24 protein-coding genes are annotated in these 26,142 nt (G+C 73.7%); 15 read left to right on the top strand and 9 right to left on the bottom strand.

The window, feature by feature from the left end; translation table 11 throughout:
- Positions 1 to 8: 8 nt before the first annotated feature.
- The 11 genes from BJY28_RS11360 (at position 9) to BJY28_RS11310 (ending at position 9,761) form a co-directional block, all read left to right on the top strand.
- Positions 9 to 1,016 carry a polyprenyl synthetase family protein gene (locus BJY28_RS11360; RefSeq protein ID WP_179463113.1) on the top strand — a complete coding sequence of 336 codons (1,008 nt, stop codon included), beginning with the start codon at positions 9 to 11 and terminating at the stop codon, positions 1,014 to 1,016.
- Positions 1,013 to 1,894: a squalene/phytoene synthase family protein gene (locus tag BJY28_RS11355; RefSeq protein ID WP_179463112.1), complete on the top strand. Its 882-nt coding sequence runs from the start codon at positions 1,013 to 1,015 to the stop codon at positions 1,892 to 1,894. Before BJY28_RS11360 ends, BJY28_RS11355 begins: the two co-directional genes overlap by 4 nt.
- 2 nt (positions 1,895 to 1,896) lie before the next feature.
- The gene (gene crtI, locus BJY28_RS11350; RefSeq protein ID WP_179463111.1) at positions 1,897 to 3,507 is read left to right on the top strand and encodes a phytoene desaturase family protein; all 1,611 of its coding nucleotides are present in this window, start codon (positions 1,897 to 1,899) and stop codon (positions 3,505 to 3,507) included.
- Entirely contained in the window at positions 3,504 to 3,857 is a 354-nt protein-coding gene (locus tag BJY28_RS11345; RefSeq protein WP_179463110.1) for a lycopene cyclase domain-containing protein, read from the top strand. The genes crtI and BJY28_RS11345 overlap by 4 nt, the downstream gene beginning before the upstream one ends.
- Positions 3,857 to 4,201, top strand: a complete 345-nt coding sequence (locus BJY28_RS11340; RefSeq protein ID WP_179463109.1) for a lycopene cyclase domain-containing protein — start codon at positions 3,857 to 3,859, stop codon at positions 4,199 to 4,201. The genes BJY28_RS11345 and BJY28_RS11340 overlap by 1 nt, the downstream gene beginning before the upstream one ends.
- A 68-nt stretch (positions 4,202 to 4,269) precedes the next feature.
- A complete protein-coding gene (locus BJY28_RS11335) occupies positions 4,270 to 5,607 on the top strand; it encodes a cytochrome P450 (RefSeq protein ID WP_179463108.1) in 1,338 nt (445 codons plus the stop codon).
- 149 nt (positions 5,608 to 5,756) lie between these two features.
- The gene (locus BJY28_RS11330) at positions 5,757 to 6,821 is read left to right on the top strand and encodes a glycosyltransferase (RefSeq protein ID WP_179463107.1); all 1,065 of its coding nucleotides are present in this window, start codon (positions 5,757 to 5,759) and stop codon (positions 6,819 to 6,821) included.
- The gene (locus BJY28_RS11325) at positions 6,818 to 7,417 is read left to right on the top strand and encodes a glycosyl-4,4'-diaponeurosporenoate acyltransferase CrtO family protein (RefSeq protein ID WP_179463106.1); all 600 of its coding nucleotides are present in this window, start codon (positions 6,818 to 6,820) and stop codon (positions 7,415 to 7,417) included. The genes BJY28_RS11330 and BJY28_RS11325 overlap by 4 nt, the downstream gene beginning before the upstream one ends.
- A 5-nt stretch (positions 7,418 to 7,422) precedes the next feature.
- Positions 7,423 to 8,043 carry an isopentenyl-diphosphate Delta-isomerase gene (idi, locus tag BJY28_RS11320; RefSeq protein ID WP_179463105.1) on the top strand — a complete coding sequence of 207 codons (621 nt, stop codon included), beginning with the start codon at positions 7,423 to 7,425 and terminating at the stop codon, positions 8,041 to 8,043.
- A gap of 59 nt (positions 8,044 to 8,102) precedes the next feature.
- Positions 8,103 to 8,753, top strand: a complete 651-nt coding sequence (locus BJY28_RS11315) for a hypothetical protein (RefSeq protein WP_179463104.1) — start codon at positions 8,103 to 8,105, stop codon at positions 8,751 to 8,753.
- A gap of 105 nt (positions 8,754 to 8,858) precedes the next feature.
- Positions 8,859 to 9,761, top strand: coding sequence for a hypothetical protein (locus BJY28_RS11310; RefSeq protein WP_179463103.1), 903 nt, complete (start codon positions 8,859 to 8,861; stop codon positions 9,759 to 9,761).
- A gap of 81 nt (positions 9,762 to 9,842) precedes the next feature.
- Here BJY28_RS11310 and BJY28_RS11305 read toward each other — a convergent pair whose 3' ends face one another.
- Together BJY28_RS11305 and BJY28_RS11300 are read right to left on the bottom strand one after the other, a co-directional pair.
- Positions 9,843 to 10,196 carry a hypothetical protein gene (locus BJY28_RS11305; protein WP_179463102.1) on the bottom strand — a complete coding sequence of 118 codons (354 nt, stop codon included), beginning with the start codon at positions 10,194 to 10,196 and terminating at the stop codon, positions 9,843 to 9,845.
- Positions 10,197 to 10,235: 39 nt separating this feature from the next.
- Complete coding sequence (locus tag BJY28_RS11300; protein ID WP_179463101.1) at positions 10,236 to 11,060, bottom strand: MOSC domain-containing protein; 825 nt, start codon at positions 11,058 to 11,060, stop codon at positions 10,236 to 10,238.
- 112 nt (positions 11,061 to 11,172) lie between these two features.
- Here BJY28_RS11300 and BJY28_RS11295 point away from each other — a divergent pair, with 112 nt between their 5' ends.
- Positions 11,173 to 13,011 carry an HNH endonuclease signature motif containing protein gene (locus tag BJY28_RS11295; protein WP_179463100.1) on the top strand — a complete coding sequence of 613 codons (1,839 nt, stop codon included), beginning with the start codon at positions 11,173 to 11,175 and terminating at the stop codon, positions 13,009 to 13,011.
- A 224-nt stretch (positions 13,012 to 13,235) separates the two neighbouring features.
- Here the strand turns inward: BJY28_RS11295 and BJY28_RS11290 are convergent, their stop codons facing one another.
- Positions 13,236 to 15,125, bottom strand: coding sequence for an ABC transporter ATP-binding protein (locus BJY28_RS11290; protein WP_179463099.1), 1,890 nt, complete (start codon positions 15,123 to 15,125; stop codon positions 13,236 to 13,238).
- Between the two features lie 474 nt (positions 15,126 to 15,599).
- On the opposite strand from BJY28_RS11290, the gene BJY28_RS11285 reads away from it, so the two are divergent.
- Complete coding sequence (locus BJY28_RS11285; RefSeq protein WP_179463098.1) at positions 15,600 to 16,022, top strand: MarR family winged helix-turn-helix transcriptional regulator; 423 nt, start codon at positions 15,600 to 15,602, stop codon at positions 16,020 to 16,022.
- 185 nt (positions 16,023 to 16,207) lie between these two features.
- Here the strand turns inward: BJY28_RS11285 and BJY28_RS11280 are convergent, their stop codons facing one another.
- The 4 genes from BJY28_RS11280 to BJY28_RS11265 all read right to left on the bottom strand — a co-directional run bounded on the left by BJY28_RS11280 (position 16,208) and on the right by BJY28_RS11265 (position 19,956).
- Positions 16,208 to 17,299, bottom strand: a complete 1,092-nt coding sequence (locus tag BJY28_RS11280) for an ArsA family ATPase (RefSeq protein WP_179464093.1) — start codon at positions 17,297 to 17,299, stop codon at positions 16,208 to 16,210.
- The gene (locus BJY28_RS17075; protein WP_484496830.1) at positions 17,296 to 17,736 is read right to left on the bottom strand and encodes a cory-CC-star protein; all 441 of its coding nucleotides are present in this window, start codon (positions 17,734 to 17,736) and stop codon (positions 17,296 to 17,298) included. The genes BJY28_RS11280 and BJY28_RS17075 overlap by 4 nt, the downstream gene beginning before the upstream one ends.
- Before the next feature lie 31 nt (positions 17,737 to 17,767).
- On the bottom strand, positions 17,768 to 19,504 hold the full coding sequence (locus BJY28_RS11270; RefSeq protein WP_179463097.1) for a carbon starvation CstA family protein: 1,737 nt from the start codon (positions 19,502 to 19,504) through the stop codon (positions 17,768 to 17,770).
- 134 nt (positions 19,505 to 19,638) lie between these two features.
- On the bottom strand, positions 19,639 to 19,956 hold the full coding sequence (locus tag BJY28_RS11265; RefSeq protein WP_179463096.1) for a hypothetical protein: 318 nt from the start codon (positions 19,954 to 19,956) through the stop codon (positions 19,639 to 19,641).
- 135 nt (positions 19,957 to 20,091) lie between these two features.
- On the opposite strand from BJY28_RS11265, the gene BJY28_RS11260 reads away from it, so the two are divergent.
- Complete coding sequence (locus tag BJY28_RS11260) at positions 20,092 to 21,348, top strand: MFS transporter (protein WP_343037079.1); 1,257 nt, start codon at positions 20,092 to 20,094, stop codon at positions 21,346 to 21,348.
- A 53-nt stretch (positions 21,349 to 21,401) separates the two neighbouring features.
- Here the strand turns inward: BJY28_RS11260 and BJY28_RS11250 are convergent, their stop codons facing one another.
- Positions 21,402 to 22,565, bottom strand: coding sequence for an SGNH/GDSL hydrolase family protein (locus BJY28_RS11250; protein ID WP_343037078.1), 1,164 nt, complete (start codon positions 22,563 to 22,565; stop codon positions 21,402 to 21,404).
- 160 nt (positions 22,566 to 22,725) lie between these two features.
- Between BJY28_RS11250 and BJY28_RS11245 the strand changes: the two genes are divergently transcribed.
- The gene (locus tag BJY28_RS11245; protein ID WP_179463095.1) at positions 22,726 to 23,925 is read left to right on the top strand and encodes a DUF4185 domain-containing protein; all 1,200 of its coding nucleotides are present in this window, start codon (positions 22,726 to 22,728) and stop codon (positions 23,923 to 23,925) included.
- Positions 23,926 to 24,027: 102 nt separating this feature from the next.
- Here BJY28_RS11245 and BJY28_RS11240 read toward each other — a convergent pair whose 3' ends face one another.
- Complete coding sequence (locus tag BJY28_RS11240; protein WP_179463094.1) at positions 24,028 to 25,899, bottom strand: bifunctional metallophosphatase/5'-nucleotidase; 1,872 nt, start codon at positions 25,897 to 25,899, stop codon at positions 24,028 to 24,030.
- Positions 25,900 to 26,142: the final 243 nt, after the last annotated feature.

Here is a 26,142-nt window from a genome sequence, read left to right as displayed (position 1 = left end):
AGGCGCTGATGTCCGAGGGGGGCCGGCGCGCTGGTGACGTCTCCTCCGAGCACGGCCTGCTGTGGGAGGTCCTGCAGGAGGCGAGCCAGGGCGGCAAGCGGTTCCGACCGCGGCTGCTGACCGACACCCATGACGCGCTCGACGGCGATCAGCACCAGGCGGCCGCCCAGGTCGGCGCCGCGGTCGAGCTGCTGCACACCGCGCTGGTCGTGCACGACGACGTCATCGACGACGACCACGTGCGGCGCGGCCGGCCCAACGTCAGCGGTACCTACCGCGGCCTCGCAGAGGTCAGCGGTGCCGACGGCGCGACCGCGGACGGCTACGGTCAGGCCGCGGCGATCCTGGCCGGGGACCTCGCGCTGGCCGGCGCCGTCCGTGCCGTGGCCACCTGCGGCGCGGACACCGCCACCACCCACCGGCTGCTGGACCTGCTCGACACGGCGCTGCACGTCAGCGCCGCCGGCGAGCTGGCCGACGTGCGGCACGGCCTGGGGCTGGCCACGGCGAGCCTCCAGGAGAGCCTGCGCGTCGCCGAGCAGAAGACCGCTGCCTACTCCTTCTCGCTGCCGCTGCAGGCCGGGGCCGTGCTGGCCGGAGCCGACGAGGACGTCGTCGCGGAGCTCGGCGAGGCAGGTCGACGGCTCGGGACCGCCTTCCAGCTGGTCGACGACCTCGTCGGCGTCTTCGGCGACGTCGCGGCCTCGGGCAAGAGCAGCACCGGCGACCTGCGCACCGCCAAGCAGACCCCGCTCGTGGTCTACGCCCGCGGCACCCACGACGGGCAGCAGATCGACCACTACCTCGGACGCGACCTGGACGCGTGCGAGCTCGCGGCAGCGCGCGATCTGCTCACCGCGTGCGGCGCCCGTGACTGGGTCCGCAACCGCGCACGCCAGGAGCTCGCCGCGGCCCGTGCGGTGACCGACCCGCTGGGGATCTCGCTCTCCGGCCTCGGCCCGCTCACCGGCTGGGACGCGGCGCTCCCGCAGGACGACCCCGGGGCGGTGGCGTGAGCCGCCGGCGCAGCACGACCCCTACCGCGATCTACGACCGGGTGGCCGACGCCTCCGCCGCCCTCGTCATCCAGGAGTACTCCAGCTCCTTCGGCCTGGCCTCCCGCCTGCTGCGCGAGCCGATCCGCTCGCAGGTGCGCACCGTCTACGCCCTGGTCCGGGTCGCCGACGAGATCGTCGACGACCCCGACCGGTCGCTCTCCTCGACAGAGCGCGCCGCGATGCTGCAGCGGCTCGAGGAGGACGTGGCGGTCAGCCTGCACACCGGATCGAGCGCCAACCTCGTCGTGCACGCCTTCGCCCGCACCGCCCGGACCGTGGGCATCGGGGCAGACCTGCTCGACCCCTTCTTCGCCTCGATGCGGATGGACCTCTCGGCCTCCACGCACACCCCGGAGAGCTTCGCGCGCTACGTGCACGGCTCCGCCGAGGTGGTCGGGCTGATGTGCCTGCGCGCCTTCGTCGCCGCGCCGGACGCCGACGGCGACCCGGAGGCGACCTACGAGGAGCTGCGGCCGGGCGCGCAGCGCCTCGGCGCGGCCTTCCAGAAGGTGAACTTCCTGCGCGACCTCGCCGAGGACCACGACGCGCTGGGGCGTACGTACTTCCCCGGCATCGACCCCGACCGCTTCGACGACGCCGATCGTGACCGTCTGGTCGCCGACATCGACGACGACCTCACCGAGGCCGCGGCGGCCCTGGCCCGGCTGCCAGTGAGCAGCCGCCGGGCCGTGGCGGTCGCGCACGCCCTCTTCGCCGAGCTGAACGACCGGCTGCGCCGGACCCCGGCTCGGGAGATCCGACGTACCCGGGTCCGGGTACCCACCCCGGTCAAGCTCCGCCTGGCCGCCCGCGCTGCCACCGGAGGACGAGGATGATCATGCGACGAGCGTCCCGCGACGACCGTGACGAGGGCGTCACCCCGCGCCGGGTCGTCATCATCGGCGGCGGCATCGCCGGGCTGGCCACCGCCGGGCTGCTGGCCTCGCGCGGCCACCAGGTGCAGCTGGTGGAGCAGCAGGACCAGCTCGGCGGCCGGGTGGGCAGCCTGGAGCGCGACGGCTTCCGCTTCGACACCGGCGCCTCGTGGTACCTCATGCCGGAGGTCTTCGAGCACTTCTTCGCGCTGCTCGGCACCTCGGCGGACGAGGCGCTCGACCTCACCGCGCTCGATCCCAGCTACCGCGTCTTCTTCGCGCAGGAGGAGGCGGTCGACGTCCGCCCGGACGTGGCGCACAACCGGGAGCTCTTCGAGTCGCTGGAGCCCGGCGCGGGCGAGCGCCTCGATGAGTACCTGCGCTCCGCCGAGGAGACCTACGACCTGGCGATGCGGCGCTTCCTCTACGGCAACCCGGACGCTCCCGCCGCGGTGGCCAACAGCGAGGTGCTGCGTCGCGGAGCCCGGCTGGGCGCACTGCTCACCCGGTCGTTGGGGTCCTTCGCGGCGAGCCGCTTCAGCGACCGTCGGCTGCGGCAGATCCTCGGCTACCCCGCGGTCTTCCTCGGCTCGTCCCCGGACCGGGCACCCAGCCTCTACCACCTCATGAGCCGGCTGGACCTGGGCGACCGGGTGCTCTACCCGCAAGGCGGCTTCGCGCGGCTCATCGAGGTGGTCGCCGGGCTCGCCGAGGAGCACGGGGCCGAGCTGCGGTGCGGCAGCACGGCCACCCGCATCCTCACCGAGACCGACGGACGCGGCCGACGAGCACGCACCTGCGGGGTCGAGGTGCTCCGGGACGGAGAGCGTGAGGTGCTGCCCGCCGACCTCGTCGTCGGCGCCGCCGACCTGCACCACCTCGAGACCGCGCTGCTGCCCCGGCAGCTGCAGACCCATCCCGAGCGCGCCTGGCGCGACCGCTCCCCCGGGCCGGGCGCGGTGCTGGCCATGCTCGGCGTCGAGGGGCGGCTGCCCCAGCTGGCGCACCACTCCCTCTTCTTCACCGACGACTGGGACCAGAACTTCGGCGACATCTTCGGGAACGCGCCGCAGGTCCCGGACCCGGCATCCATCTACGTGTGCAAGCCCTCGGGCACCGACCCGGACGTCGCTCCCCCGGGCTGCGAGAACCTCTTCGTCCTCGTCCCGGTACCCGCGGACACCGCCATCGGCTCCGGCGGGGACGACGGCGCCGGGAGCCCGCCGGTGGAGCAGGCGGTCGACCGCGCGATCGACCAGATCGCCGGGTGGGCCGGCATCCCGGACCTGCGCGCCCGGATCCGGGTGCGGCACAGCGTGGGTCCGCAGGACTTCGCCAGCCGGTACAACGCCTGGCGCGGCGGTGCGCTCGGGCTCGAGCACACCCTGCGGCAGAGCGCCTTCTTCCGCCCCGGCAACACCTCGACGAAGGTGGACGGCCTGCTCTACGCCGGGTCCAGCACCGTGCCCGGGGTGGGCCTGCCGATGTGCCTCATCAGCGCAGAGCTGGTGCTCAAGCGGATCACCGGCGACCGCACGACCCAGCCGCTGGCGACCGGGCTGACGACGACGTGACCGCTGCCGGGAGCGACGCGCCGTGGGCGTACGCGGCCATGCTCGGCTTCTGCCTCGCCTGCACCCTGCCGCTGGTGCCGCTGCTCCGCCTCGACCTGCTGCGCCGGCCGGGGCGGCTGCTGCTGGCGGTCCTGCTCGCCGGGACCCCCTTCCTGCTGTGGGACGTCGTCGTCACCGAGCTCGGGCACTGGTGGTTCGACGAGCAGCAGACGATGCCGTGGCGGGTGGCTGGGCTGCCGCTGGAGGAGATCGCCTTCTTCGTCGTCATCCCGCTGGTCTCGGTGATCACCCTCGAGGGTGTCTCGACCGTGCTCGCGCGGCTGACCGCACGGCGGCAGGCGGGGCGCTGATGAGCTACACGATGCTCGCCGTGCTGGCCGTCGTCGTGGTGCTCGCGCTCGACCGGTGGATCGTGCGCACCCGGCTGACCAGCACCCTCGCCTGGTGGCTCAGCTACACGATCATCATCACCTTCCAGCTGCTGACGAACGGCTGGCTGACCGGTCGGGAGATCGTGCAGTACGACCCCGACGTCATCATCGGCGGCGCGCGACCCCGGGTCTTCGGCGACGGCCGGCTGGTCTACGCGCCGGTCGAGGACCTGCTCTTCGGCTTCGCCCTGGTGCTCGGCACCTGCGTCGCCTGGACCTGGCTCGGTCGCCGCGACCCGTCCCGTGAGGGGGCGGCACGATGAGCGTCACCGACCGGGTGCGGTCCGTCAGGCCGGTGCCTCTGGGTGTTGCCGGGCCCAGCCTGCGCGAGATGGCGCGAGACGCCGGTGCGGTCCGCGGCGACCCGCTGACCTTCCTCACCGACGTCTCGCGCCGGTACGGCGACCTCGTCTCCTTCCCTGTCCCTGGTCTGCCGACGCTGCTGGTCGGCGACGCCGAGGGAGCGCGTCACGTCCTGCAGACCGCCGGCCGCGGCTGGACCAAGCAGACCGTGCAGTACGCGGCGCTGCGCCAGGTGACCGGCCCGGGGCTGCTGGCCTCGGCCGAGCCGAGCTGGCTGACGCACCGGCGGGCCGCGGCACCCGCCTTCCACCACCAGGGACTGGCGGCGGTGAGCGAGCAGGTGACGGCCGCGGTGGACGAGGCCGTGCGCGCGGAGCTGCCTGCTCCGGGCGAGCCGGACCGGGTGGTCGACGTGGCCGCGCTGATGAGCCGGATCGCTCTCGACGCCGTCGGGCGGGCCCTCTTCTCGGCGGACCTGACCGGGCACGCGACCGAGCTGCTGCAGGCGACGAGCCGGTCCGCCGATCTCGTCGTGCGACTGGGCCGGTCGATGCTGCCGGCCATCGTCTGGGCGCCGACGCCCGCCCGGGTGCGGCTGCGCAGCACGCGACGGCGGCTGGAGCGGATCACCGCCGAGGTGATCGCCGAGCGCCGCTCGCTCGGCGCGGCAGCGCCGGGCGGCGCGGCGCCCGGCGGCGCGGCGGGGTCGTACGGTGACGATCTGCTCGGGCTGCTGCTGGCGAGCGGGATGCCTGACCAGCAGATCCACGACGAGCTGGTGACCATGGTCGTGGCCGGTCACGAGACGGTGGCCGGCTCGCTGTCCTGGACCCTGATGCTGCTCGCGGAGCACGAGGAGCACCAGGATCGGACGTACGCCGAGCTGGCCGACCTGCCCACGCCGGTGCGGCTGCATGATCCGCGGTCACGGGCGCCGTGGACCCGTGCCGTGCTCGACGAGGCGCTGCGCCTCTACCCGCCGGGCTGGGTGCTCTCCCGGCGCGCCCAGCACGACGACGTCGTCGCTGGTGTCCCGGTGCCGGCCGGGACCCTGGCCATCGTCAGCCCGTGGCTCATCCACCGCCGGGCCGACCTGTGGCCGGACCCCGAGGCCTTCCGGCCGGAGCGCTTCCTGCAGGAGGGGGCCGGGCGACGGGGGTACCTCCCCTTCGGCCTGGGTGCCCGCCTGTGCATCGGGCGCGACTTCGCGCTCGGCGAGATGGCGGTGGTGCTGGCCCGGCTGCTGCGCACGCACCGGGTCGGGCTGACGCCGGGATGGTGCCGCCCCGAACCGCTGCCGCGGCTGACCGTGCAGCCTCGCGGCGGCATGCCGCTGATCGTCGGCGCGCGGCGGGATGCCCCGTGAGCAGCCGGCTGCTGGGGCTCGCGGTCGCCGTCGCAGCGCTGGTCCCTGCGGTGCTGCTGCGGGACGCGCGGACGCTGCCGAGCACGTCCGCACCACACCGTCGGTCACCTCGCGGTCCGGCACCTCGCGGTCCGGCACCTGAGGTCTCGGTGATCGTGCCGGCCCGGGACGAGGCGGCGGCGCTCCCCGCGTTGCTGGAGGCGTTGCGCGGCCAGCACCAGCCACCCGCCGAGGTCATCGTCGTCGACGACGGCTCCCGCGACGCCACGGCGGTCGTGTCGCGTCGGCACGGCGCCCAGGTGATCGACCCCGGAGAGCCACCGCAGGGGTGGACCGGCAAGGCGTGGGCGTGCGCGGTCGGCGCGGACCGTGCCCGCGGAGACCTGCTGCTCTTCCTCGACGCGGACACCAGGCTCGCGGCACCGGGCGCGCTGGCGGGTCTGGTGGAGGTGCACCAGGAGCACGGCGGGCTCGTCTCGGTGCAGCCCCACCACGAGGTGCCGCGGACCGTCGAGAACCTCTCGGCCTGCTTCAACCTCGTCGCTCTCCTGGCCGGCGGCGCCTTCACGGGCGGTCCGGGCCGGGCGCGCGTCGCCTACGGACCGTGCCTGCTCGTCTCCCGGGACGACCATCGGCGGGTCGGCGGGCACGCATCGGTGCGTGGCTCGGTCCTGGACGACATCGACCTGGCCGCCGCCTACCGGGCGTCCGGTCTGGCGGTCACCTGCCTCGTCGGGGGGAGATCGCTGCGGATGCGCAGCTACCCGCGTGGCTGGCGCGCCCTGTCCTCGGGCTGGGAGAAGAACATCGCTGCAGGGTCGGGCGCGGCGCCCTCGTGGTCCGTGGCCGCGACGGTGCTCTGGCTGGCGGTGCAGCACCTGGTGGCGGGCGGCGCCGTGGTCTCCGGCGCCCGGGCAGCACGGCACGTGCGAGGCGGACAGACCAGGGGCCGCGGCACGATCGGTGGCTCGGCCGCCTCCGACGTGGTGTGGGCGCTGGGCTGGGTGGTCCTCGCCCGGCAGCAGCGGCAGGCGCTGCGGCACGCCGGCTCCTTCCGCTGGTGGACCTGGGCCGCCTTCCCCGTCCCGCTCCTCGCCTTCGACCTCGTCTTCGCCCGGTCGATGTGCCGCTCCCTGGTCCACGGGTCGGTCGACTGGCGCGGCCGCACGGTCGACCTGACGCGCAGCGGGCGAGCCGGCAGGACGTCCGGATGAGAGGCCCGACGCGGTCGGAGCGGGCGATCATCACCTGGGACGTCCTGGCGTGGGGGGTCGCGCACGCGGCCACCGGCTATCTGGCCCACCGCCTGCCCGAGCACCGGCTGGAGCGGGACGGTGTGGTGCTGCGCCTGCGCGGCGTCGAGACGAGCGGGCGGTGGTACCGGGAGCGGCTGCGCATCCACCGCTGGAAGGACCTGCTGCCGGAGGCGGGGGCGCTCTTCGACGGCGGGGTGAGCAAGCGCCGGCTGCCGGCGACGGACCGGGCGGGACTGGAGACCTTCGTGCGCGAGACACGTCGCGCCGAGCTGGCGCACTGGTGGGCGATGGCCTGCGGGCCCGTCTTCGTGCTGTGGAACCCGCCGCTGGCCGGCGGGCTGCTCGTGGCGTACGGGATCGGGGCCAACCTCCCCTTCATCCTCGTGCAGCGCTACAACCGGGCCAGGCTGGAGCGCCTGCTCGTCCGGACCATCGTGACCGCCGACCCGGTGACCGCAGATCCGGTGACCGCAAACCTGGTGACCACGGACCACGCGACGCCAGACCCGATGACCACAGACGACGCGACCGCAGACCACGGGGCGAGGAGATGAGGGACATGACCGACGAGCACGGGAACCGGGCCGCGACGGGTCGTGCTGACGGCCCGGTCGAGCAGGTGGTCCTGCTCGACGAGGACGGGCACCGCACCGGGACCCAGGACAAGGCCACCGTGCACCACGACGCCACGCCGCTGCACCTGGCCTTCTCGTGCTACCTCTTCGACGGCGACGGACGGGTGCTCGTCACCCGTCGGGCGCTGCACAAGCGGACCTGGCCCGGGGTGTGGACGAACAGCTGCTGCGGGCACCCGGCCCCGGACGAGCCGCTGACCACGGCGGTGCACCGTCGGGTGCGTCAGGAGCTGGGCGTCGACATCGAGGGGCTGCGGCTGCTGCTGCCGGGCTTCCGCTACCGGGCGGTGCTGCACGGGGTGGTCGAGCACGAGATGTGCCCGGTCTTCGTGGCCCGGCCGACCGGTCGGCTGCGGCCTGCCCCCGAGGAGGTCGCCGAGGCGGTGTGGGAACCGTGGGCCACCTTCCGCGAGTCAGTCCTCGACGGCTCCCGGGGGATCTCGCCCTGGTGCCGCGAGCAGGTCGCGGCCCTGCCGGCGGACCCGCTCTCGGCGCCTGCGGCCAGCCCGGACGGGCTGCCGGCAGCCGCGCGGCTCGACGACTGAGCCGTCACGACTTCGGGCTGCCTAGACTCGGGCCGCGAACCATCCGGCGGCAGGGGGACATGGGGCAGCAGTCGCCCCACGGCTCGGCGGACGCCGGGGACGGAAGAGCGGTACCGCCGGATCGGTGGGTCGAGCGTCCGGCGCACCTGCGCGGGACGAGCACCGTCTACCTGCGGCTGGGGTCGTTCGAGCACGAGCGGGTCGGGGTCCGCGCGGTCGCCGACGGGGTCGAGCTCGTCCGCGCGGACGGCAGGGTCGAGCGCGATCGTCCGGTCGAGGTGACCGGGATCCGAGGAGGCGGGCTGCTCGGTGACAGGTTGCGCCTGGATGAGCGCCCGGCCAGCACCCGCGGCTCCCCCGGCGACATCCGACGGGTCCTCGTCGACGAGCCGCCCGCGCACCGGCTGCTGCGCTGGTCGCTGGGTGCGCTGCTCGCCCTGGTCGCTCTGGTGGCGGTGGCGAGCTACGAGTCGGACCGCGCCGTCTCGCTGGTCGCCGGCGGTGCCGGGCTGCTGTGCGCGCTGGCCCTCATCGTCCTGATGCGGCCCGGTCGACCTGCCCGCGTCGACGGTGTGTCGATGGGGGTGGCGGTCTACCGGCGGGGCGGGGTGCGGGTGCGCGAGGAGGGAGCGGCCGTGGACACCTCCCGCACCGTGAGCGCCGAGCGGACCGAGGGCGTCGACGCGGAGGCCGACCGAGCGTGGCGGTAGCGGCTGCAGGAGGAGGCCGAGGCGACACCGCGGTCGGGGATCGACCCGCTGCTGCCCGGTCGCGCGCACCCGCCCGAGCTGGCGACCGACCCCTACCCGAACCGGGTGCTCCTCTATCGGCAGCGCGACTGGCAGCGCAGCGAAGGGGTCGAGGTCCGGGTCGCCCCCGAGGCGCTCGACGTCGTCGCGGTGGACGAGCAGGGACGACCGGACGAGAGCCTGCCGGGACGTCATCGCAGGGTGCAGCACCCCGCGCTCCATCTCCTGGGGCTGCGCCGCAGCCGGCAGCGGCTCAGCCTGCACGAGCTGCCGCGGGCGCCGGGCAGCATCGTCGCCGGCCCGGCGCTGCACACCGTGACCACCGAGCCGGATCCGCCGGTGGCGACCACCTGGCTGCTCTGCGGGCTGGCCGCTCTGCTGGCGCCCTGGTTCGTCCTGGAGGTCTACGCCCAGCGCGTGCCGAGCGCGGTGATGACCGGTGCGGCGCTGGTCGGGGTGCTCGGCGGGCTGTGGCACGTCCGGCGCGACCCGCCGCGGCTGGACGTGCCGACGTCGTCGGTCCCCGAGCTCGTCGGGGTGCTCTGGGAGGCGGGTGTGATCGTCGACGACAGCCGCGTCTCGACCCAGCCGCCGGCACTGCTCACCCGGGCCGAGCTGTTGCAGCGGCAGCTGAGCGCGGCCTTCACCGCGCTCGTCCTGGCGCTGATCACCACCTGCGTCATCGGCACGGGGATCGAAGGGGTCGGCCGTCGCCTGCTCGACCTCGACGACGACGTGCTCGACGCCCTGTGGTTCGGCACGATCCTCGTGGCCACCCCCTTCGCCACCGAGATCGGCTACCGGGTCACCATGCGGTCGGCGGCGAACGAGATCCTCCCACCGTTGGGGCCGCGAATGCACTACCGCTATGCGCGGCCGCACCGGTTCGCGTGGGTGGGGATGCTGCTCGTGATGCTCGTCGTCATCGGGATCTTCGCGGGGCTGGGGCTGCTGCCGCTGGTGCAGTGAGGGATGGACGGTGCGGCGGCTCGAGGACCCGACGAGAACAGGTCTCAGCGGCGACCTGGGAAGCGGCGACCTGGCGAGCGGCTACCCGGCGTGGTGCGCGAAGACCCGCTCACGCTGCTCCACGGCATCGCCGCGGTGGGACTCCCCCACCTCGCTCGTCGCCGTGTTGACGACCAGAGCATCGAGAGGCGGCTCGTCGGCCAGCGTGCACTCGAGGAAGACGAGGTGCAGCGGCCGGCCGAGCCCGATCGGCGTGTCAGTCAACCTCGCCTGGTCGATCAGCTGCTGGTACGTGATGGTGGTGCGTGCCCCGGCGCAGCGGCGCAGCACGGTGAGGATCGCACGCAGCTTCGTCAGGTCGCTGTCGCGGACCGTGTGCCGCTTGCCCTGGAAGCGGAAGGTCACGCCGGCGCACAGGTGCAGGTGCTCGCTCATGCTCCGAGAGATAGCACGGGACGCGGCCCTCGCCCCGCGTCAGGAGGCCACGACCTCGTCACCGACGCTGATCCGCCCTTCGCCCGTCGGTGCCAGCCGGACGCCGAACCACACCTTCCCCTCGCGGCGACGGTGCCGGGCGAGGCTGCGGACAGGCTCCACCCCCTTCGCCAGGCTGGTGGGGTCGATCGTCGTGACCACGCAGCGGTCGCAGCGCTCGGTGACCCGGTAGGCCTGACCACCGATCCGCACCTCCTGCCAGGTCTCCTCGGCGAAGGGCGTCCCGCCGTCGACGACGACGTTCGGGCGGAACCGCCACATGCTCAGCCCGGTCCGCGCCTCGCCCCGCTCAGCCGCCTCGGCGTCGGCCCAGGTCTGCAGCTGGTCGAGCGAGGCCCGGGAGCACATCAGCAGCGGACCGGACCAAGAGAGGTTGAGCGCATCGCCGACCTGGCCGCCGTGCTCGCTGGGGATGGGTCGTGAGGTCGGGTCCGGCTGCCAGACCAGGCGCACCGGCCGACCGGCCCGCTCGCTGAGCCAGGCGTCGGCGTGACTCTCGCTCGGGGCGAGGTGCCGCACCTGGGCCCCGGGGCTGCCGACGACGGGGGCGAGCGCACCCTCTGCAGGTGGGGAGACGGTGCGGGTCTGGCTCCCTGCGCGGATCGTCACCGAGCCGTCGTCGTGGCTCTGCGCGCCGAGCCCGAGCAGCGCGGGGTGACGGATGCCGTTGAGCTTCTCCCCCGCCTCGTCGACCAGCCCCCAGCGGCGGTCACCGGCCAGTCCCCACCGGTGTACCACCGCGGTCTCGACGGACTGGCCGGCGAGGGACTTCACGGGGTAGGTGCGAAGGTCGGTGTCGCGCATGACGCCAGTGTGCCGGGCTGTCGGTGGTCGGCTCTAGCCTCGTGGCAGGAACCTTGATCCACCGCCCGCACCATCTCTTGCGTTCGTACATATGTTCGAGTACAGTAGGTGCATGACAGCGATCCCCACTCCGTCGGTGCAGCGGCACAGCTTCCGGGCTGTGCTGCGGGCGCGACGTGGTGAGCTGGCGCCGCGGACGTGTGCGGCGAACGGCGCCGCTGGTGGACCGCCCGTTGACGACGCGCTGCCGGTCGAGACTCTGGACGAGGTGACCCGCGAGGCGCACGCGGTGCTGGACCGGATGCTCGCTGCGGTCGCCGCCGCCGAGACGCGGGCAGGGTCAGTGGATCAGGGCGGCGTGGGACGAACGGGGAGGGGCGCCCCAGGCCGGACGTCGCCTCAGGCGGGTGGCGCGTCGCTGCGGGCGCGACTGGGCGAGGTCGAACGCCTCGGGAGACGGGTCGACGCGGTCCGGCTCGCCGTGCTCGCCGCCGCCGAGCGCGCCGACGTCGCGGCCAGGACCGGGCACACCGACACCGGCTCGTGGGCCGCGAGCACCACCCACGCCGACCGCCCCACCCAGGCCCGCGACGTCGCCCTCGCGATCGCCCTGGACGCCGAGCCGCCTGCGGAGGAGCACCCCACGAGCAGCGGCACCTCGGGCGACGACGGTGGCAGCGGCAGCGGGGAGGCGCGCCCCGAAGACCAGCCACCCAGCGGCGATCACGGCAGCAGCGAAGGACCGGCAGGCGACGGCGGCCAGATCGGCGCGAGGGGGACCCGACAGGTCGGTGCGGTCACCGCAGCGCTCCGGCAGGGGCAGATCAGCCTCGAGCATGCCCGCGTCATCACCCGCACCCTCGACGAGCTGCCCGACCACGCCACCGCCACCCAGCGCACCACCTGCCAGGATCGGCTGCTGCAGCTGGCGACGACCCTCAGCCCTGCCCGACTGCGCCGACAGGCGCGCCGCATCCTCACCGAGTGCGCTCCCCCACCTCCTCAGGACCTCGTCGACGCCCACGAGGACGCTGTCCTCACCGCCGACGAGCACCGCGCCGAGGAGCAGGCCAGCTTCTGGATCGCCGACAACCACGACGGCACCATGACGGGCCGCTTCACGGTGCCCTACGCGGCAGGAGCCACTCTCCGCAAGATCATCGACGCCATGACCGCCCCGCGGCGCCAGCACCACGGCACCGGCCAGACGACCACCGGCACGGGCGCAGCCGCTGGCACACGCGCCGACGCAGGCACACACGCAGCTGCTGGCACGGACGCGCTCGACCTGACGACACGAGGCACCAGCGACCCGGCTGGCGCACCCGGCGGCCTCGACTCAGGCGCGGCCCGCCCGATGGGCGCCGGGGCCCGCACCGGGGCGGAACGCAAGACAGCCGCGCTCGACTGGCAGCACCGCCGCGGCCTGGCCCTCACCGACCTGCTGCACCGGCTCCCGACCGACCACCTGCACAACAAGGTCGCGGCCACCCTGCTCGTCACCACCCGCCTGGACGACCTGCGCGGCGAGCTCACCAAGGTCGGACGCACCGATGCCGGCGAGGACATCAGCGCCGGCCAGACCCGTCGGCTGGCCTGCGGCGCGGGCATCGTCCCTGCGGTCCTCGACGGCGACAGCCAGCCCGTCGACCTCGGCACCACCCGCCGACTCTTCACCGACGCCCAGCGTCTCGCCCTCACCACGCGCTACGACTCCTGTGCCACCGACGGCTGCGACCGACCCTTCGCCTGGACCGAGATCCACCACCTCACCCCGTGGCAGCGCGGCGGGCCCACCGACCTCGACAACGCGATACCGCTCTGCGGCCATCACCATCGGCTCATCCACCACCCCGACTGGCAGCACAGCCGGCATCCGGAATCGATACCTGGCTCCCCCACCGGGTCTGGTCGCCGCCGGGTCTCGATCAGGTTCCACCGACGCACCTAGCTGACGCGCTCGGTGTCCTGATGTTCCGCGGCGGTGCACCAGTCTCGTCGAGGCGCCTGAGACCGGCTTCGCGGTCTGGCACGGGGAGTCTCGATCGTCGACGTCATCCCCACCGGCCGTCCCCGCTGGGCCGGTCCGGTCGTCCACGCTCAGCTGGCCCGGTCGTCGACGCCGGCCCGGCCGACGAGGTGCCGGCCGGGCACCGGGTGCCTGGCAACGGGTCCTTACGCGGCGAGCGCCAGACCTGCGTACGCCCCGTCAGCCGCGATCAGATCGCCGTGGCTGCCCCGCTCGACCACGCGCCCGTCGTCGAGCACGACGATCTGGTCCGCCTGCTGCACCGTCGAGAGCCGGTGGGCGATGGTGATCGTCGTCCGACCCTTCGCCACGGTGTCGATCGCCAGCTGCAGCGCCCGTTCGGTCTCGTTGTCGAGGGCCGAGGTCGCCTCGTCGAGGACGAGCACCTTCGGGTCGCGCAGCAGCGTCCGGGCGATCGCGATGCGCTGCTGCTCACCGCCGCTGAAGCGGTACCCGCGCGAGCCGACCAGCGTGTCCAACCCCTCGGGGAGGGCCGCCACGAGGTCGGCTACCTGGGCCGACGCCAACGCCCGCCACAACCGGGCGTCGTCCGCTTCCGGCGCAGCCAGCAGCAGGTTGTCCCGCACGCTGGCGTGCACCAGGTAGGTCTCCTGGCTCACCACGCCGACGATCTGCGCCAGCACCTCGGGGTCGAGGTCCCGCACGTCCACGCCGTCGATCCGCACCGCCCCTCCGGTCGGGTCGTGCAGCCGCGCCACCAGCGCGGCCAGGGTCGACTTGCCCGAGCCGGTGTGCCCGACCAGCGCCAGCGACCCACCCGCGGGCACCGCGAGCGAGACCTCGCTGAGCGCGTCGCGCTCGGCGCCGTCGTAGCGGTACGAGACCTCGTCCAGGGTCACCTCACCGCGCACGCGCGCCGGGTCGAGGTCCACGGGGTCGCTCGGCGGCATCAGGTCCGGCTCCAGGTCCAGGTACTCGAAGACCCGGCTGAAGAGCGCCATCGAGCTCACCCACTGGGCCCCGACGTTGAGCAGCCCCATCAACGGCCGGAAGATGCCCGCCTGCAGGGTGGTGAAGGCGATGAGCGTCCCGATCGTCATCCCGCCCGAGGTCGCCGGGAGACCGGCCGCGAGGTAGATCGCCGCCGGGATCGCGGCGAAGACGATCTGCATCGTCGCCATCCGCCACCGGCCGGCCAGCTGGCTGCGCATCTCGAGGTCGATGAGGTCGTGGCTGACCTCGTCGAAGCGGACCGCGTCCCGACGGGTGGTGCCCATCGTCTTCGCCAGGCGGATCCCGCTGACCGACAGGCCTTCCTCGATCCGCACGTGCAGGTCGGCGAGCCGCGCCTGCTGGGCTGCGGTGATCTCCCGCCGCATCAAGGCGACCCGGCGGGTCACCCAGATCGCCGGCGGCACGACGATCAGGGAGATCAGCGACAGCCGCCAGGACAGCGCCAGCATGGCTACCGCCGTCGCGATCGCCGTGGTGAGGTTGCTGGCCACCGAGGTGGCCGAGGTGGTCACGACCGCCTGCATGCCGCCGACGTCGTTGATGAGCCGTGACTGCACCTCGCCGGCGCGGGAGCGGGTGAAGAAGCCCAGCGACTGCCCCTGCAGGTGGCCGAAGAGGCGGGTGCGCAGCGTGTGCATCACCCGCTGGCCCACCTCGGCGGACATCCAGGTCTGCACCACGCCGAGCAGCGAGGTGATCACCGCGACTCCGACCATCCCGGCGACGACGAGCAGCAGCAGCTGGACGTCCTGCTCGGGGATCGCCACGTCCACCGCCTCGCGGACGAGGAAGGGCGAGGCCATCGAGACGATCGAGATCGCCACGATGATGAGGGTCACGAGGACCAGCTGGCGCCGGTAGGGCGCGAAGAGGCGGGCAACCCGGGCGAAAGGCACCGGGGCGCGCTCCAGCTGTGCGCGGTCGGCCGGGTCGATCCGGCGCGGGGCACCGGGCCCGCCCGGACCCTGGCCCCCTCCGGGGCGGGCAGCACGGCCGGGAGCCGACCCGCTGCCGGTGGCGCGGGCGCTCGCGCGCCCGCTGGTGATCTGGGTGTCGGTCATGGGCACCCTCCTTGTCGAGGTGTCGAAGGTCGTGAAGGTCTGTGTCGCAGGTCGTCCATGTGCTCGCACACGTCGTTCAGGTCATGGGCCGCAAGGGCGATCGCGCCACCCGCCCCAGCCACCCCTTCGCGTCACCCGGCAACTTCGCGAAGGAGGCCGCAACTGCCCGGGCAAGTTCGCAACAGGGCCCGCAACTGCCCGGGCGAATTCGCAACAGTGCCCGCAACTGCCCGGGCAAATCACAAAGGGGGGCCGCAACTGCCCGGCAAATCACAAAGGGGGCCGCAACTGCCCGGGCAAATTCGGGAAGGGGGCCGGAGCTTCCCCGGTAGATGCAGTTGACTAGTCGCGTTGCCCGGGTGGAGGCGGAGGTGCGATGTCCGGGCGAGTGCAGGGGTCGATGGTGGCGGTGCACGCTTGCTGAGGTTGACTCACTATGAGCCCAACACGCGTCTCGTCGCTAGCATTCCCTGCATGGACGACGGACGCGCGCACCGGGACACCCCGGGCGACCTGCTGCCCGCGGTCTCGCGCCGCCTGCGGCGCGAGGTGCGTGGCGCGCTGGAACCCTTGGGCATGACCCCGCACCACGCTCGGGCGCTGAGCGTCATCGAGCGCGACGGCCCGATGCGGCTGCGCGACCTGGCGGGCACCCTGCGCATCGCCCCCCGGTCGGTCACCGACGTGGTCGACCACCTCCAGGACGCGAGCCTGCTCACCCGCAGCCCGGACCCCGGCGACCGGCGAGCCACGGTCATCACCGTGACGGCTGAAGGGCGGTCGATGTCCCGCCGGCTGGAGCGTGCCCGGCGCGCCGCCGCGGACGCCGTCTTCGCCGACCTCAGCGACTCCGACCGCGCCGAGCTGACCCGCATCCTGCACCTGCTGCTCGACTGACGCGGATGCTCGACACACTCGTCCCCTGACGAGCGCTCCACCTTCTCGCCGGCCGACGCGCTTCCCGTACGGGCTCGTCGACCGATCTGGATCATGCAGCCGTTCGACGGCTGAGGCGCTGCCCGCAGCTGCTCGTCGACCGACGCGCGACGTGCGCGCCTGCGCGTCGACCGATCCGCGGCGGCTCAGGTCAGGTACGCAGCCAGCCGATCGAGGCCCTCCGCCCCCAGCACCTCACCAGGCAGCAGCGGGACCTGCACCACCGGCAGCCCGGGCAGCTCCTCGGCCAGGGAGCTCAGGTACCCCGCTTCGACCTCGCGACGACCCGCGAGCAGCGGACCGGCGTCGTCCGGCGAGCGCTTGTTGACCACGAGCGCCCCCACGCTCATCCCGGCCCGGCGCAGCTGGGCGTGCAGCTCGACGCTCTCGCGCACCGGCAGCCGTTCGGCGGCGAGCACGATGACGAAGGCCGACCGGGCCGGGTCCTGCAGCACCCCGCGCAGGCGGGCGAAGCGGGCCTGACGGCGGTCCAGGATCTCCCGGATCTCGGCGTCCCGGGCCGCTCGGCGGTCCCCTGACCCGCGCGCGCCGGGAACCGAGCCGACGATGTCCGCGGCGGCCCGCTCCCCCGCGTCGAGACCCCGACCCTGGCGACCGCGCCCACCCCCCGGTCCGTCCGCCCCCACACCGTCGGCAGGGTCCGCCGCGTGGCGGCGGCCGCCGAGCCCGCGCAGCGCCGCCCCGAAGCGCGCCGAACGGTCCTGGCGGCGCAGCAGCCCGTCGGTCCACGCCTGCATCAGCTCGGGCAGCGCGACCAGCCGCGCGGTGTGCCCGGACGGCGCGGTATCGACGATCACCAGCTCCTCCGGCTGCCGGGCCTCGACCACCTCGGCCAGCCGCTCCAGCACCGCCGACTCGTGGGTGCCCGGCGCGTCCCGGGCGAGCTCGAGATGCCGCCGCACCTCCCCCTGCAGGTGATCGGGCATGAGCCGGGTCATCGTCGCCTCGACCGCCGCCAGGTGCGCCTCGGTCGTCCCGGCCGGATCGATCTCCACCCCGCGCAGCAGCGGCGCCAGCTCGACCGGCCGGTCCCCGACAGGCCGCTGCCACAGGTGACCGAGGTTGTGCGCCGGGTCGGTGGAGACCAGCAGCACCGGGCGGCCGGCCCGGGCCAGCGCCAGGCCCAGCGCGGCGGCCACGCTGGTCTTGCCGACCCCGCCCTTGCCGCCGACGAAGAGGACCGTGCGCCCCTCGGCCAGGCGGGTGAGCGGGCTCAGCAGCACGAGACGTGCTCCAGCGGGCTGCGGTCCATCCCCATCCGTCGGTGCCAGTCGTGCACCTCGTCGTAGACCACCGGCAGCAGCTCGACGGTGTGATAGCTCACCGGGTTCGGCACGCCCAGCGCCTCGGCCAGGACGATCACCATGAAGAGGTCGTCCTCGTCCCGTTGGGCCCGGGCCATCGTCCGGCGGTACGGCGTGGCGTAGCCCTCGCGCAGCAGCCCGGCGATCTCCCGCGCCCGTTCGCCCCACGAGCGCCTCGCGCCATGAGCGCCCGCGTGCGGCGCCCCGCCCCCGTCTGCTCCGCGGCCCGGATCCTCGCGGCTCCGATCGACGGGGCCCGGATCCTCGCGGCTCCGATCGACGGGGCCCGGATCCTCACGGCTCCGATCGACGGGGCTCGGATCCTCGCGGCGCGTGTCGAGGCGATTCACGTCGACGCGGCTCGGGTCCACGCCGCTCGGCTCACCGCCGCCCGGCACCGTCGCCTCCGACCCCGCTCCGCCCGGCCCCGTCGGGCGCCGCGACGCTGACCGGCTCGTCGTCGTCCCCGTCGAACTCCTTGGCCGCGCGCATCGCCACGAACGCCTCGACGATCACCCACAGCGCGGCGACGAGGATGACGATGTCGAGGACCAGCAGCAGCCAGTTCTGCTCGTCCCAGAAGGTGCCGAGCTGGATGAAGAGCGCGTAGACGGTCATCGCACCGACGACCACGAGCGGGATCAGCGCGGGCACCGGGGTGCGGCCCCGACGCAGCAGCATGATCGCCACGATCGACAGGGTCAGCGCCGCCATGAGCTGGTTGGTGGTACCGAAGAGCGGCCAGATGAGCATCCCGCCGGACCCGTCCGCGCCGGCGCCGAAGGTGAGCGCCAGGGCGATCCCGACGGCCACCACGGTGGCCACCCCCTTCGTCAGGCGCACCCCGGCGATCTCGCCGATCTCCTGGACCACGAAGCGCTGCAGGCGCACCCCGGTGTCCATCGTCGTCGCGGCGAAGAGGATCGCCGTCGTCGCCATGACGGTCGCGGCCAGCGACTGCGGCAGCCCCAGCCCGGACTCGATGATCGCTCCGCCGCCCTGGACGAAGGCGGCCACCCCGCCGTCGTTGAAGGCCTGGTAGACCTCCCGCCAGTCCGCCAGGGTGGCGAAGCCGGCGGTGGTGGCGATGATCGCGCCGAGCGCCAGCAGCCCCTCGCCGACCGCGCCGAAGTAGCCGACGAAGCGGGCGTCGCTCTCCTTCTCCAGCTGCTTGGAGGTGGTGCCGGAGCTGACCATCCCGTGGAAGCCGGAGATGGCGCCGCAGGCGATGGTGACGAAGAGCAGCGGCACCAGCGACGGGGTGCCCTCGGGCACCTGCTCGTTGTAGGCCGGAGCGACGATCTCGGGTCGGGCCAGCAGCACCGAGCCGTACAGGATGCCCAGGGCGATGAAGAGCTGCAGCCCGTTGATGTAGTCGCGCGGCTGCAGCAGCATCCACACCGGCAGCATCGAGGCGATGCCGGCGTAGACGAAGAGCACGATGATCCAGAAGGAGCCGGCCGGCAGCCCGAGCACGGTCTCCGGCAGCTCCAGCGGCACCTCGTTGCCGATCCAGATGAGCGTGTAGAGCGCGACCACGCCGACCACCGAGACCACCGGCAGGCTCCATCGCAGCCGGTAGATCGCCTGGCCGACGAGCAGCGCCACGGCCAGCGCACCCCAGGTCGGGATGACCGCGGTCGGGGTGGCCACGAGCAGGTTGGAGATGACCACCGCGAAGGCGGCGTTGACCATGAGCAGCAGCAGGAAGATGACGACGAGGAAGAGGTTGCGCCCGCGCGCCCCGATGTAGCGCCCGGACAGCGCGCCGATGGACTGCCCGCGGTTGCGGATCGAGGCCCACAGCGCCCCGAGGTCGTGCATGCCGGCGAAGAAGACGGTGCCGATGGTCACCCAGAGGAAGGCCGGCAGCCAGCCCCAGATGACCGCGACCGCCGGCCCGACGATGGGCGCCGCACCGGCCACCGAGGTGAAGTGGTGGCCCCACAGCACGTACTTGTTCGTCGGTACGTAGTCGACGCCGTCCTCGAGCTCGTGCGCCGGGGTGGGCCGGGAGTCGTCGAGGGCGTAGATGCGGGTCGCCAGGTAGCGCGAGTAGAGCACGTAGCCGGCGAGGATCATCGCGACCCCGATGAGGGCGAGCAGCAGCGAGTTCATGGGTCCGGACCTCCGCGTCGACGGCGCTGTCGTGGCTTCCGCCTGGACGGTACCGGTGTGACGCGTGTGACGTCGTCACCCGAAGGGGGTGAGCCGGTCGAGCGGTCGGCAGCGGGCGCCGACCGGTCTGCCGCTCAGCCCTCGTCCAACGGCCCCGTCCCGGCCCGGCGCAGCGCGTGGAACCCACCGAAGACCAGCCCCCACCCCTCCGGCTCGCCGCCGTGCCGCAGGATCAGCCGGGCGCACTGCCGGCTCTGCACGTGGAACTTGCTCGCCGCGGACATCCCGTAGCCGTCCTTGACCAGCAGCACGTGCCGCCCGGCCGGCACCGTGAAGCGCACCGAGGTACGCCCCTCGAACCTGCCGAGCTCGGTGTCGCCGAGAAGGATCCGCGCCCCGTCCAGATGACCGGGGTCGATGCCCTCGACCGTGATCTCGACCGCTGCGTCCATCGCTGCCTCACCGCTCCCTGCTCGAGGAGAACCCTGATCATCGATGATGCCCCCTCCCCGGCCCCGCCGCCAGGGTCACCAGGGACGAGGGGGCATGATGGTCGGCTGGACGGACGCTGCAGACAAGGAGGACCGGTGAGCGTGTGGCGCGCGCGGGGCATGCCCGCCCTGCTGACGACCACGGTGGCCGGCTTCTCCGGCTTCGCCGTGCTGCTGCCGGTGGCCCCGCTGTGGGCGGTGCGCGGCGGCGCGGACGAGGCCGGCTCCGGTCTCGTCAACGGGGTGCTGCTGCTCTTCACGGTGCTCACCCAGCTCTTCGTCCCGGGGCTGCTGCGCCGCTTCGGCTGGGGTCCGGTGCTGGCCACCGGGCTGGTGCTCATGGGCCTGCCGGCGCTGGCCCACCTGGCCTCGGACGCGCTGGCCCCGACGCTGGTGCTGTCCGCGGTCCGGGGCGTCGGCTTCGGGGTGCTCACCGTGACCGGCAGCGCCGCGGTCGCCGAGCTGGTCGACCCGGCCCGGCGAGGCGCCGCGGTGGGGGCCTACGGGCTGGCCATCGCCGGTCCTCAGGTGGTGCTGCTGCCGCTCGGGCCCTGGGTGGCCGAGCACGTCTCCTACGCCGTCGTCTTCGCCCTGGGCGCGCTCCCGCTGCTGGGCACCGTGCCGGCGCTGGCGCTGGGCCGGGTGCTGGCTACCCGCGCCGACACGGATGCCGAGGGCGTCGCGCACGCCCGGTCCGCGACCGACCCGGCTGCCGGGTCGTCGGCCGGCGAGGCAGCGGCCGCGGGTCCGACCACGGGCGGGTTGGGGCGCTCCGGACGATCGAGCACCCGCGCGACGACGATCGTGCTGCTGCGGCCGATGACCCTGCTGCTCGGGGTGACGATCGCCGGCGGCGCGGTACTCACCTTCACCCCGCAGATGCTCCCCGGCGAGCTGGCGGTCGCCCTGGCGCTCGCGCTCATGGGTGCCACCGCCGCGGTGTCCCGCTGGCGGATGGGCGCGATCGCCGACCGGCTCGGCGCCGAGCGCTTCCTGTGGCCGCTGGTGCTCGTGACCGTGGCGTCGATGGTGCTGCTCGCCCTGGCCGTGGATCGCGGCAGCACGCCGCTCTTCCTCGTCTCCGCGGCGCTGCTGGGCATCGCCTACGGCGGCCTGCAGAACCTCACCCTCGTCGTCGCCTTCGCCGCCGTGGACCGGACCCGCTACGGCCTGGCGAGCGCGGTGTGGAACGTCGGCTTCGACCTCGGCACCGGGCTGGGGTCGGTGCTCGTCGGGGCGCTGGCGGTCCGGCTGGACTTCCCCGGGGCGCTGCTCGTGACCGCCGCGCTCGCGCTGGTCACGCTGCCGCTGGCGGTGCGCCGGCCGAGGTCGGGAGCGCCGCGCCGCTCCTGAGCTCGGGCCGGACCTCAGGCGCAGCTCTCGGGCGCCGACGGACGAGGCTGGGGTCAGCCGGTCTGCACGATCGCCGGCCGCACCGGCTCCCCGGTGCCCGGCCCGGCGGCCCCGCCCGAGCCGCCGTCGGAGCCCGCGTCCGGGCCTGCGCCAGAACCGTCGCCGGGGGTGGTGCTCGGCGTCTCCGGCTGCGCCGGCTCAGCGGGCTCCCCGGGCTCGGTGGGCTCCTCCGGCTCGGTCGGCTCCTCGGGCTCGGCGGGCTCTTCCGGCTCGGTCGGCTCTTCCGGCTCGGTGGGCTGCTCCGGCTCCTCGGGTGCGGTGGCCTGCACCGCGGCGAGCAACGCGTCGGCGCTCGCCTGCCAACCCTCGACCGTCGGGTGCACCCACTCGCTCTGCACGCGCCCCGGGGCGAGGACCGGCACCAGCCAGGCGTCGCTGTTGTCCGGGACCGCGCGCGGGTCCAGCCCGTGCGCGTACCCGCCCCAGGCCTGCTTGACGTCGTCGACGAAGACGAACCGGTCGCTGCCGGTCTGGGCGTTGGCGGCGTCGATGATCGCCTGCTGAGTGGCGTCTCCCTGGTCCTGCAGCTCGGTCAGGGCCGCGCCGGCGTCGTAGGTCGGGGCGCCCTCGGGGATGCCGTAGCTGTCGGTGTTCATGAGGTAGGGGTAGGCGAGCAGGTAGACCTGCGCGTTGCCCTCGGAGCGCCGGTCCACCTCGAGCAGCACGGCCAGCGCGTCGTCCTCCAGCGTCTCCAGGAGGCTGGTGGCGGTGTCGATCCGGTCCTCGCACCCGGTCGGCGAGCGCAGCACCATGCACTGGGCGACGATGTCGGTGAAGCCGATGTCGTTGCCGCCGATGGTGACGAAGACGAGGTCGGTCTCCGGGGTCACCGCCTCCACCTGGGCGGGCAGGGTCTCGCCGCCGACGCTGCGCGGCGACGTGAGGTCGGCGACGACGCCACCGCTGCACGCGACGTTGGTGTAGTCGCCCTCCAGCGCGGTCGCCACGCGCTGGCCGTAGTTCAGCGGCGAGCGGTAGCACGTCGTGTCGCTGTACTCCCCCGCGCCGTTGCCGGCGGAGTAGGAGTCGCCGAGCTGGACGATCTGTGGCTCGTCGGCGCTCGCGTCGGCGACGGCCGACGAGACCGCCGGGGACGCGCCGCCGACCAGGACGGCCAGCCCGATCGCGGCGAGGGACTGTCGGGGTCGAGCACGCACGAGCGCCTCCCAGGGGATTCCGGCTACGGTGACGGGCAACAGGGTGACCGCACGGTAACCCCGGGAAGGCCCGAACGGGGCCGGAGAGACGTCACGACCTGGCGCAGCGCCCGTGAGCCTCCGACCCGTCGGCAGCGTCGTGAGGGGAGCAGGAGGGCCGGTGACCGGGACGACCCGCACGACGACTCCGCGCACGGCGACCCCGCGCACGACGACCCCGCGCACGACGACTCGGCGCACCACCGGCCGCGCCCCCGGACGCACCGGAGCCGCGGCCGCGGCGACCGTCCTCGGCCTGGGGCTGCTCGCCGGGTGCGGGGGCGACAGCGGCGCGGACGGCAGCGCCGGTGGCGCCACCTGCGACGTCGGCCAGCGGACGATCCGGCCCGCGTCTGCCGCCCCCGAGGAGAACGTCCGCTTCGAGACCCGCGGACCGGGCTGGATCGCCGGTGACAGCGCCTACTCCGTCGCCCTGCCGGACGGCCGCACGCTGTGGCTCTTCAGCGACAGCTTCGTCGGCACCGTGGACCGCTGGGACGCCCCGGCCCAGGACACGGCGATGGTGCACAACGCGCTCGTCCTGGAGCGCGACGACGGCACCCTGGACACCCGCACCAGCACCCGCGACGGCCGGCCGCACGCCTTCTTCCCCGACCCCTCGGACCAGGACTACTACTGGGTGCAGGACGGCGTGGTCGACGGCGACGAGCTCGTCGTCACCCTGGCCCGCACCCAGGCGCTGCCCGACCAGGGGTTCGCCTGGACGGGCAGCGCGATCGCCCGGGTGTCGCTGCCCGACCTGGAGCTCCTCGAGATCGCCGCCACCCCGGCGGACCGGGGGATCGCCTGGGGTGCCGGTCTGCTGCAGGAGGAGGGCACCACCTTCGTCTACGGGGTCCGGGACGACGGCGCCACCGGACGCTCCCTGCACCTGGCCCGGGTGCCCGCGGGGGCGCTGACCGACCGGGACCGGTGGCGCTACTGGGACGGCTCCGGCTGGGCCGATCAGGAGAGCGCCGCGGCCACCATCACCACCGGCGTGGCCAACGAGCTGAGCGTCAGCCCGGTCGAGGACGGCTACGTGCTGATCAGCCAGCAGGGCGACGGCATCTTCAGCCCGGAGATCCGCGCCTGGACCGCGTGCTCGCCGACCGGTCCGTGGGGCGAGCCGAGCACGGTCTACGAGACCCCCGAGTCCGGCCGGGGCCGGCACGTGAGCTACAACGCGCACGCCCATCCGCAGCTCAGCGACGACGGCGAGCTGCTCGTCTCCTACAACGTCAACACCTTCGACTTCGGCGAGCTCGTCGCCAACCCGACGCTCTACCGGCCCCGCTTCGTCGCGGTGCCGACCGACTGACCGCACCGGTCCCGGACGCACCTCGGGCAGGACGCACCTCGGCCAGGACGCACGACGGCCCGGCCCCAGGACGGGGCCGGGCCGAGGTGGCGACGGGACGGCTCAGAGACCGCTGACCCGGTCCGCCGGCGGGGTGAGCCGCTCGTGGGTGCTGAGGTAGCCGATGAGGTTCTCCAGGTCCTCCGGGCCGCCGAGCAGGTTGGTGCCCTGCTCGAAGGCGGTGAAGGAGTCACCGCCCTGCTGCAGGAAGCTCAGCGTGGCCACCCGGTAGGTGGTGCCGTCCTCGACCGGCTGGCCGTCCAGCTCCATGCCGGAGACCTTCGAGCCCTGCGGCTGGCTGTCGTCCCAGGTGTAGGTGAAGCCGTCGGAGACCCCGAGGGCGAGGTACTGGCGGCCCCGCTCGGGGTCGTACTGCTGCTCGAGCACCTCCTTGATCTGCGCGCCGGTCATGTCGACGGTCACCAGCAGGTTGCCGAAGGGGGCGACCCGGTAGGCCTCCTCGTAGGTGATCTCGCCGACCTCCTCGCCGTTGCTGACCTGGCTGCGCAGGAACGACGAACGCACGCCGCCGACGTTCATGAAGGCCACGTCGGCGCCGCCGTCCTCCGGGTCACGGGTGCCCCAGAGGATCGAGTCGGCGACGAGGTTCGCCATCGGGGTCTCGATGCCGCGGTCGCCGCTGGCGTCACCGGTGACGTCCTCGGCCACCGTGCCGACCACCTCGGCGCGGCGCTCGCCGGCGAGGTCGGACCACTTCTGCACGATCCCGGCCACCTCGTCGTCGCTGACGTCGCGGGTGGTGAGGTAGTTGCGGGCCGAGCTGTAGCGCTTGACGACGTCACCGGTGCGGCGGTCGACGATGAACTTCATCTGGTTGAAGGCGCGGCCCCAGTCCCCGCTGGCGACGACCGGGCGCTCGCCGCCGCGCCAGTCCTTGAGGGTGCAGCTGAAGGAGGCGTGGGTGTGCCCGGTGACGACCCCGTCGATGAGGCTGCTCATCCCGTCGTTGAGCTCGGTGATCGGCCCGGAGAGGTTGTCGCAGTCGTTGAGCCCGCCGTCCTGGTCGCCGCCCTCGTGGACCAGCACGACGATCGTCTCGACCCCCTTGGCGTGGCGCAGCCAGCTGGCGGCGTAGTTGGCCCGCTTGGCCATCTCGTCGAAGCGGATCGAGGAGATCCCGCCCGGCGAGACCAGGCTCGTGGTCTCCGGGGTGACCAGGCCGATGAAGCCGACCTTGACGCCGTTGACCTCCTGCACGCTGGTGCCGGGAAGGATGCGCCGACCGTTCTTGGTGTTGTAGACGTTCGCGGCCAGGTACTGCATGTCCGCGCCGGCGTAGGGCTCGCCCGGCACGTAGGTGCCGTCCTTCCAGTGGGCGCCGCCGTGCTGCATGCGCAGCAGCTCGTTGGTGCCCTCGTCGAACTCGTGGTTGCCGACCGCCGAGGCGGCGACCCCCATCGAGTCGAGGATCTCCATGGTCGGCTCGTCGTGGAAGAGCCCGGAGAGGAAGGTGGAGCCGCCGATGTTGTCGCCGGCCGAGACGACGACGGAGTTGGCGGTCCGACGCTTGTCGATGTGACCGGCCAGGTGCTCCGCGCCACCGACCGGGGTCTGGCTCGGGTCGACCTGCTCGTCCAGCGGCGGGTCGGTCGGCTCGAGGTGACCGTGGAAGTCGCTGAAGGAGAGGATGTTGACGTTCGCCCAGCGGTCGCCCCAGTCCCCCGGCGCGGTGGTGGTCTCGGCGGCGGTCGGCGCGGCGGCGACCTGGGTGTCGGCGGCGGCCGCGGTGCCGGCCGCAGCGGCGGCCGAGGAGAGGGCGGTGGTGGCAGCCGACGTGGCCGCTGCCACGCTCTGGGCCTCTGCTGCCTCGGTGTCGGTGGCGGTGGTCGTCTGGGCGGCGCTGGGGCCGGTGGTGGCGGCGGCCAGGGCCACCGCGGCGGCCAGGCCGAGGCCGATACGGGCGGGATAGGTCATGGGGAGCTGCTCCTCGGTGGGGGCGGGTGGCGTCTCGGCAGGGGTGGCTCCAGGTGGAACCGAGGTCATTGAGCCACACGCGCGCCCCGGACAGGGCCGACGTCACCTCTCGTTGGTGAAGTCCTTACCCGATGCTCGCCTTTGTCCCGCCCCCGATGCCTTTATCGGGTAACCCGATAAAGGCTCGGTCCCCGGAGAAGGCTTCCCCGGGAACCGAGCGCTTGTCGGGTGCGGCGCGCGGTT

The sequence above is a fragment of the Janibacter alkaliphilus genome (assembly GCF_013408565.1).
Taxonomy (GTDB): Bacteria; Actinomycetota; Actinomycetes; order Actinomycetales; family Dermatophilaceae; genus Janibacter; species Janibacter alkaliphilus.
This window is presented reverse-complemented; position numbering and strand designations above follow the sequence as displayed.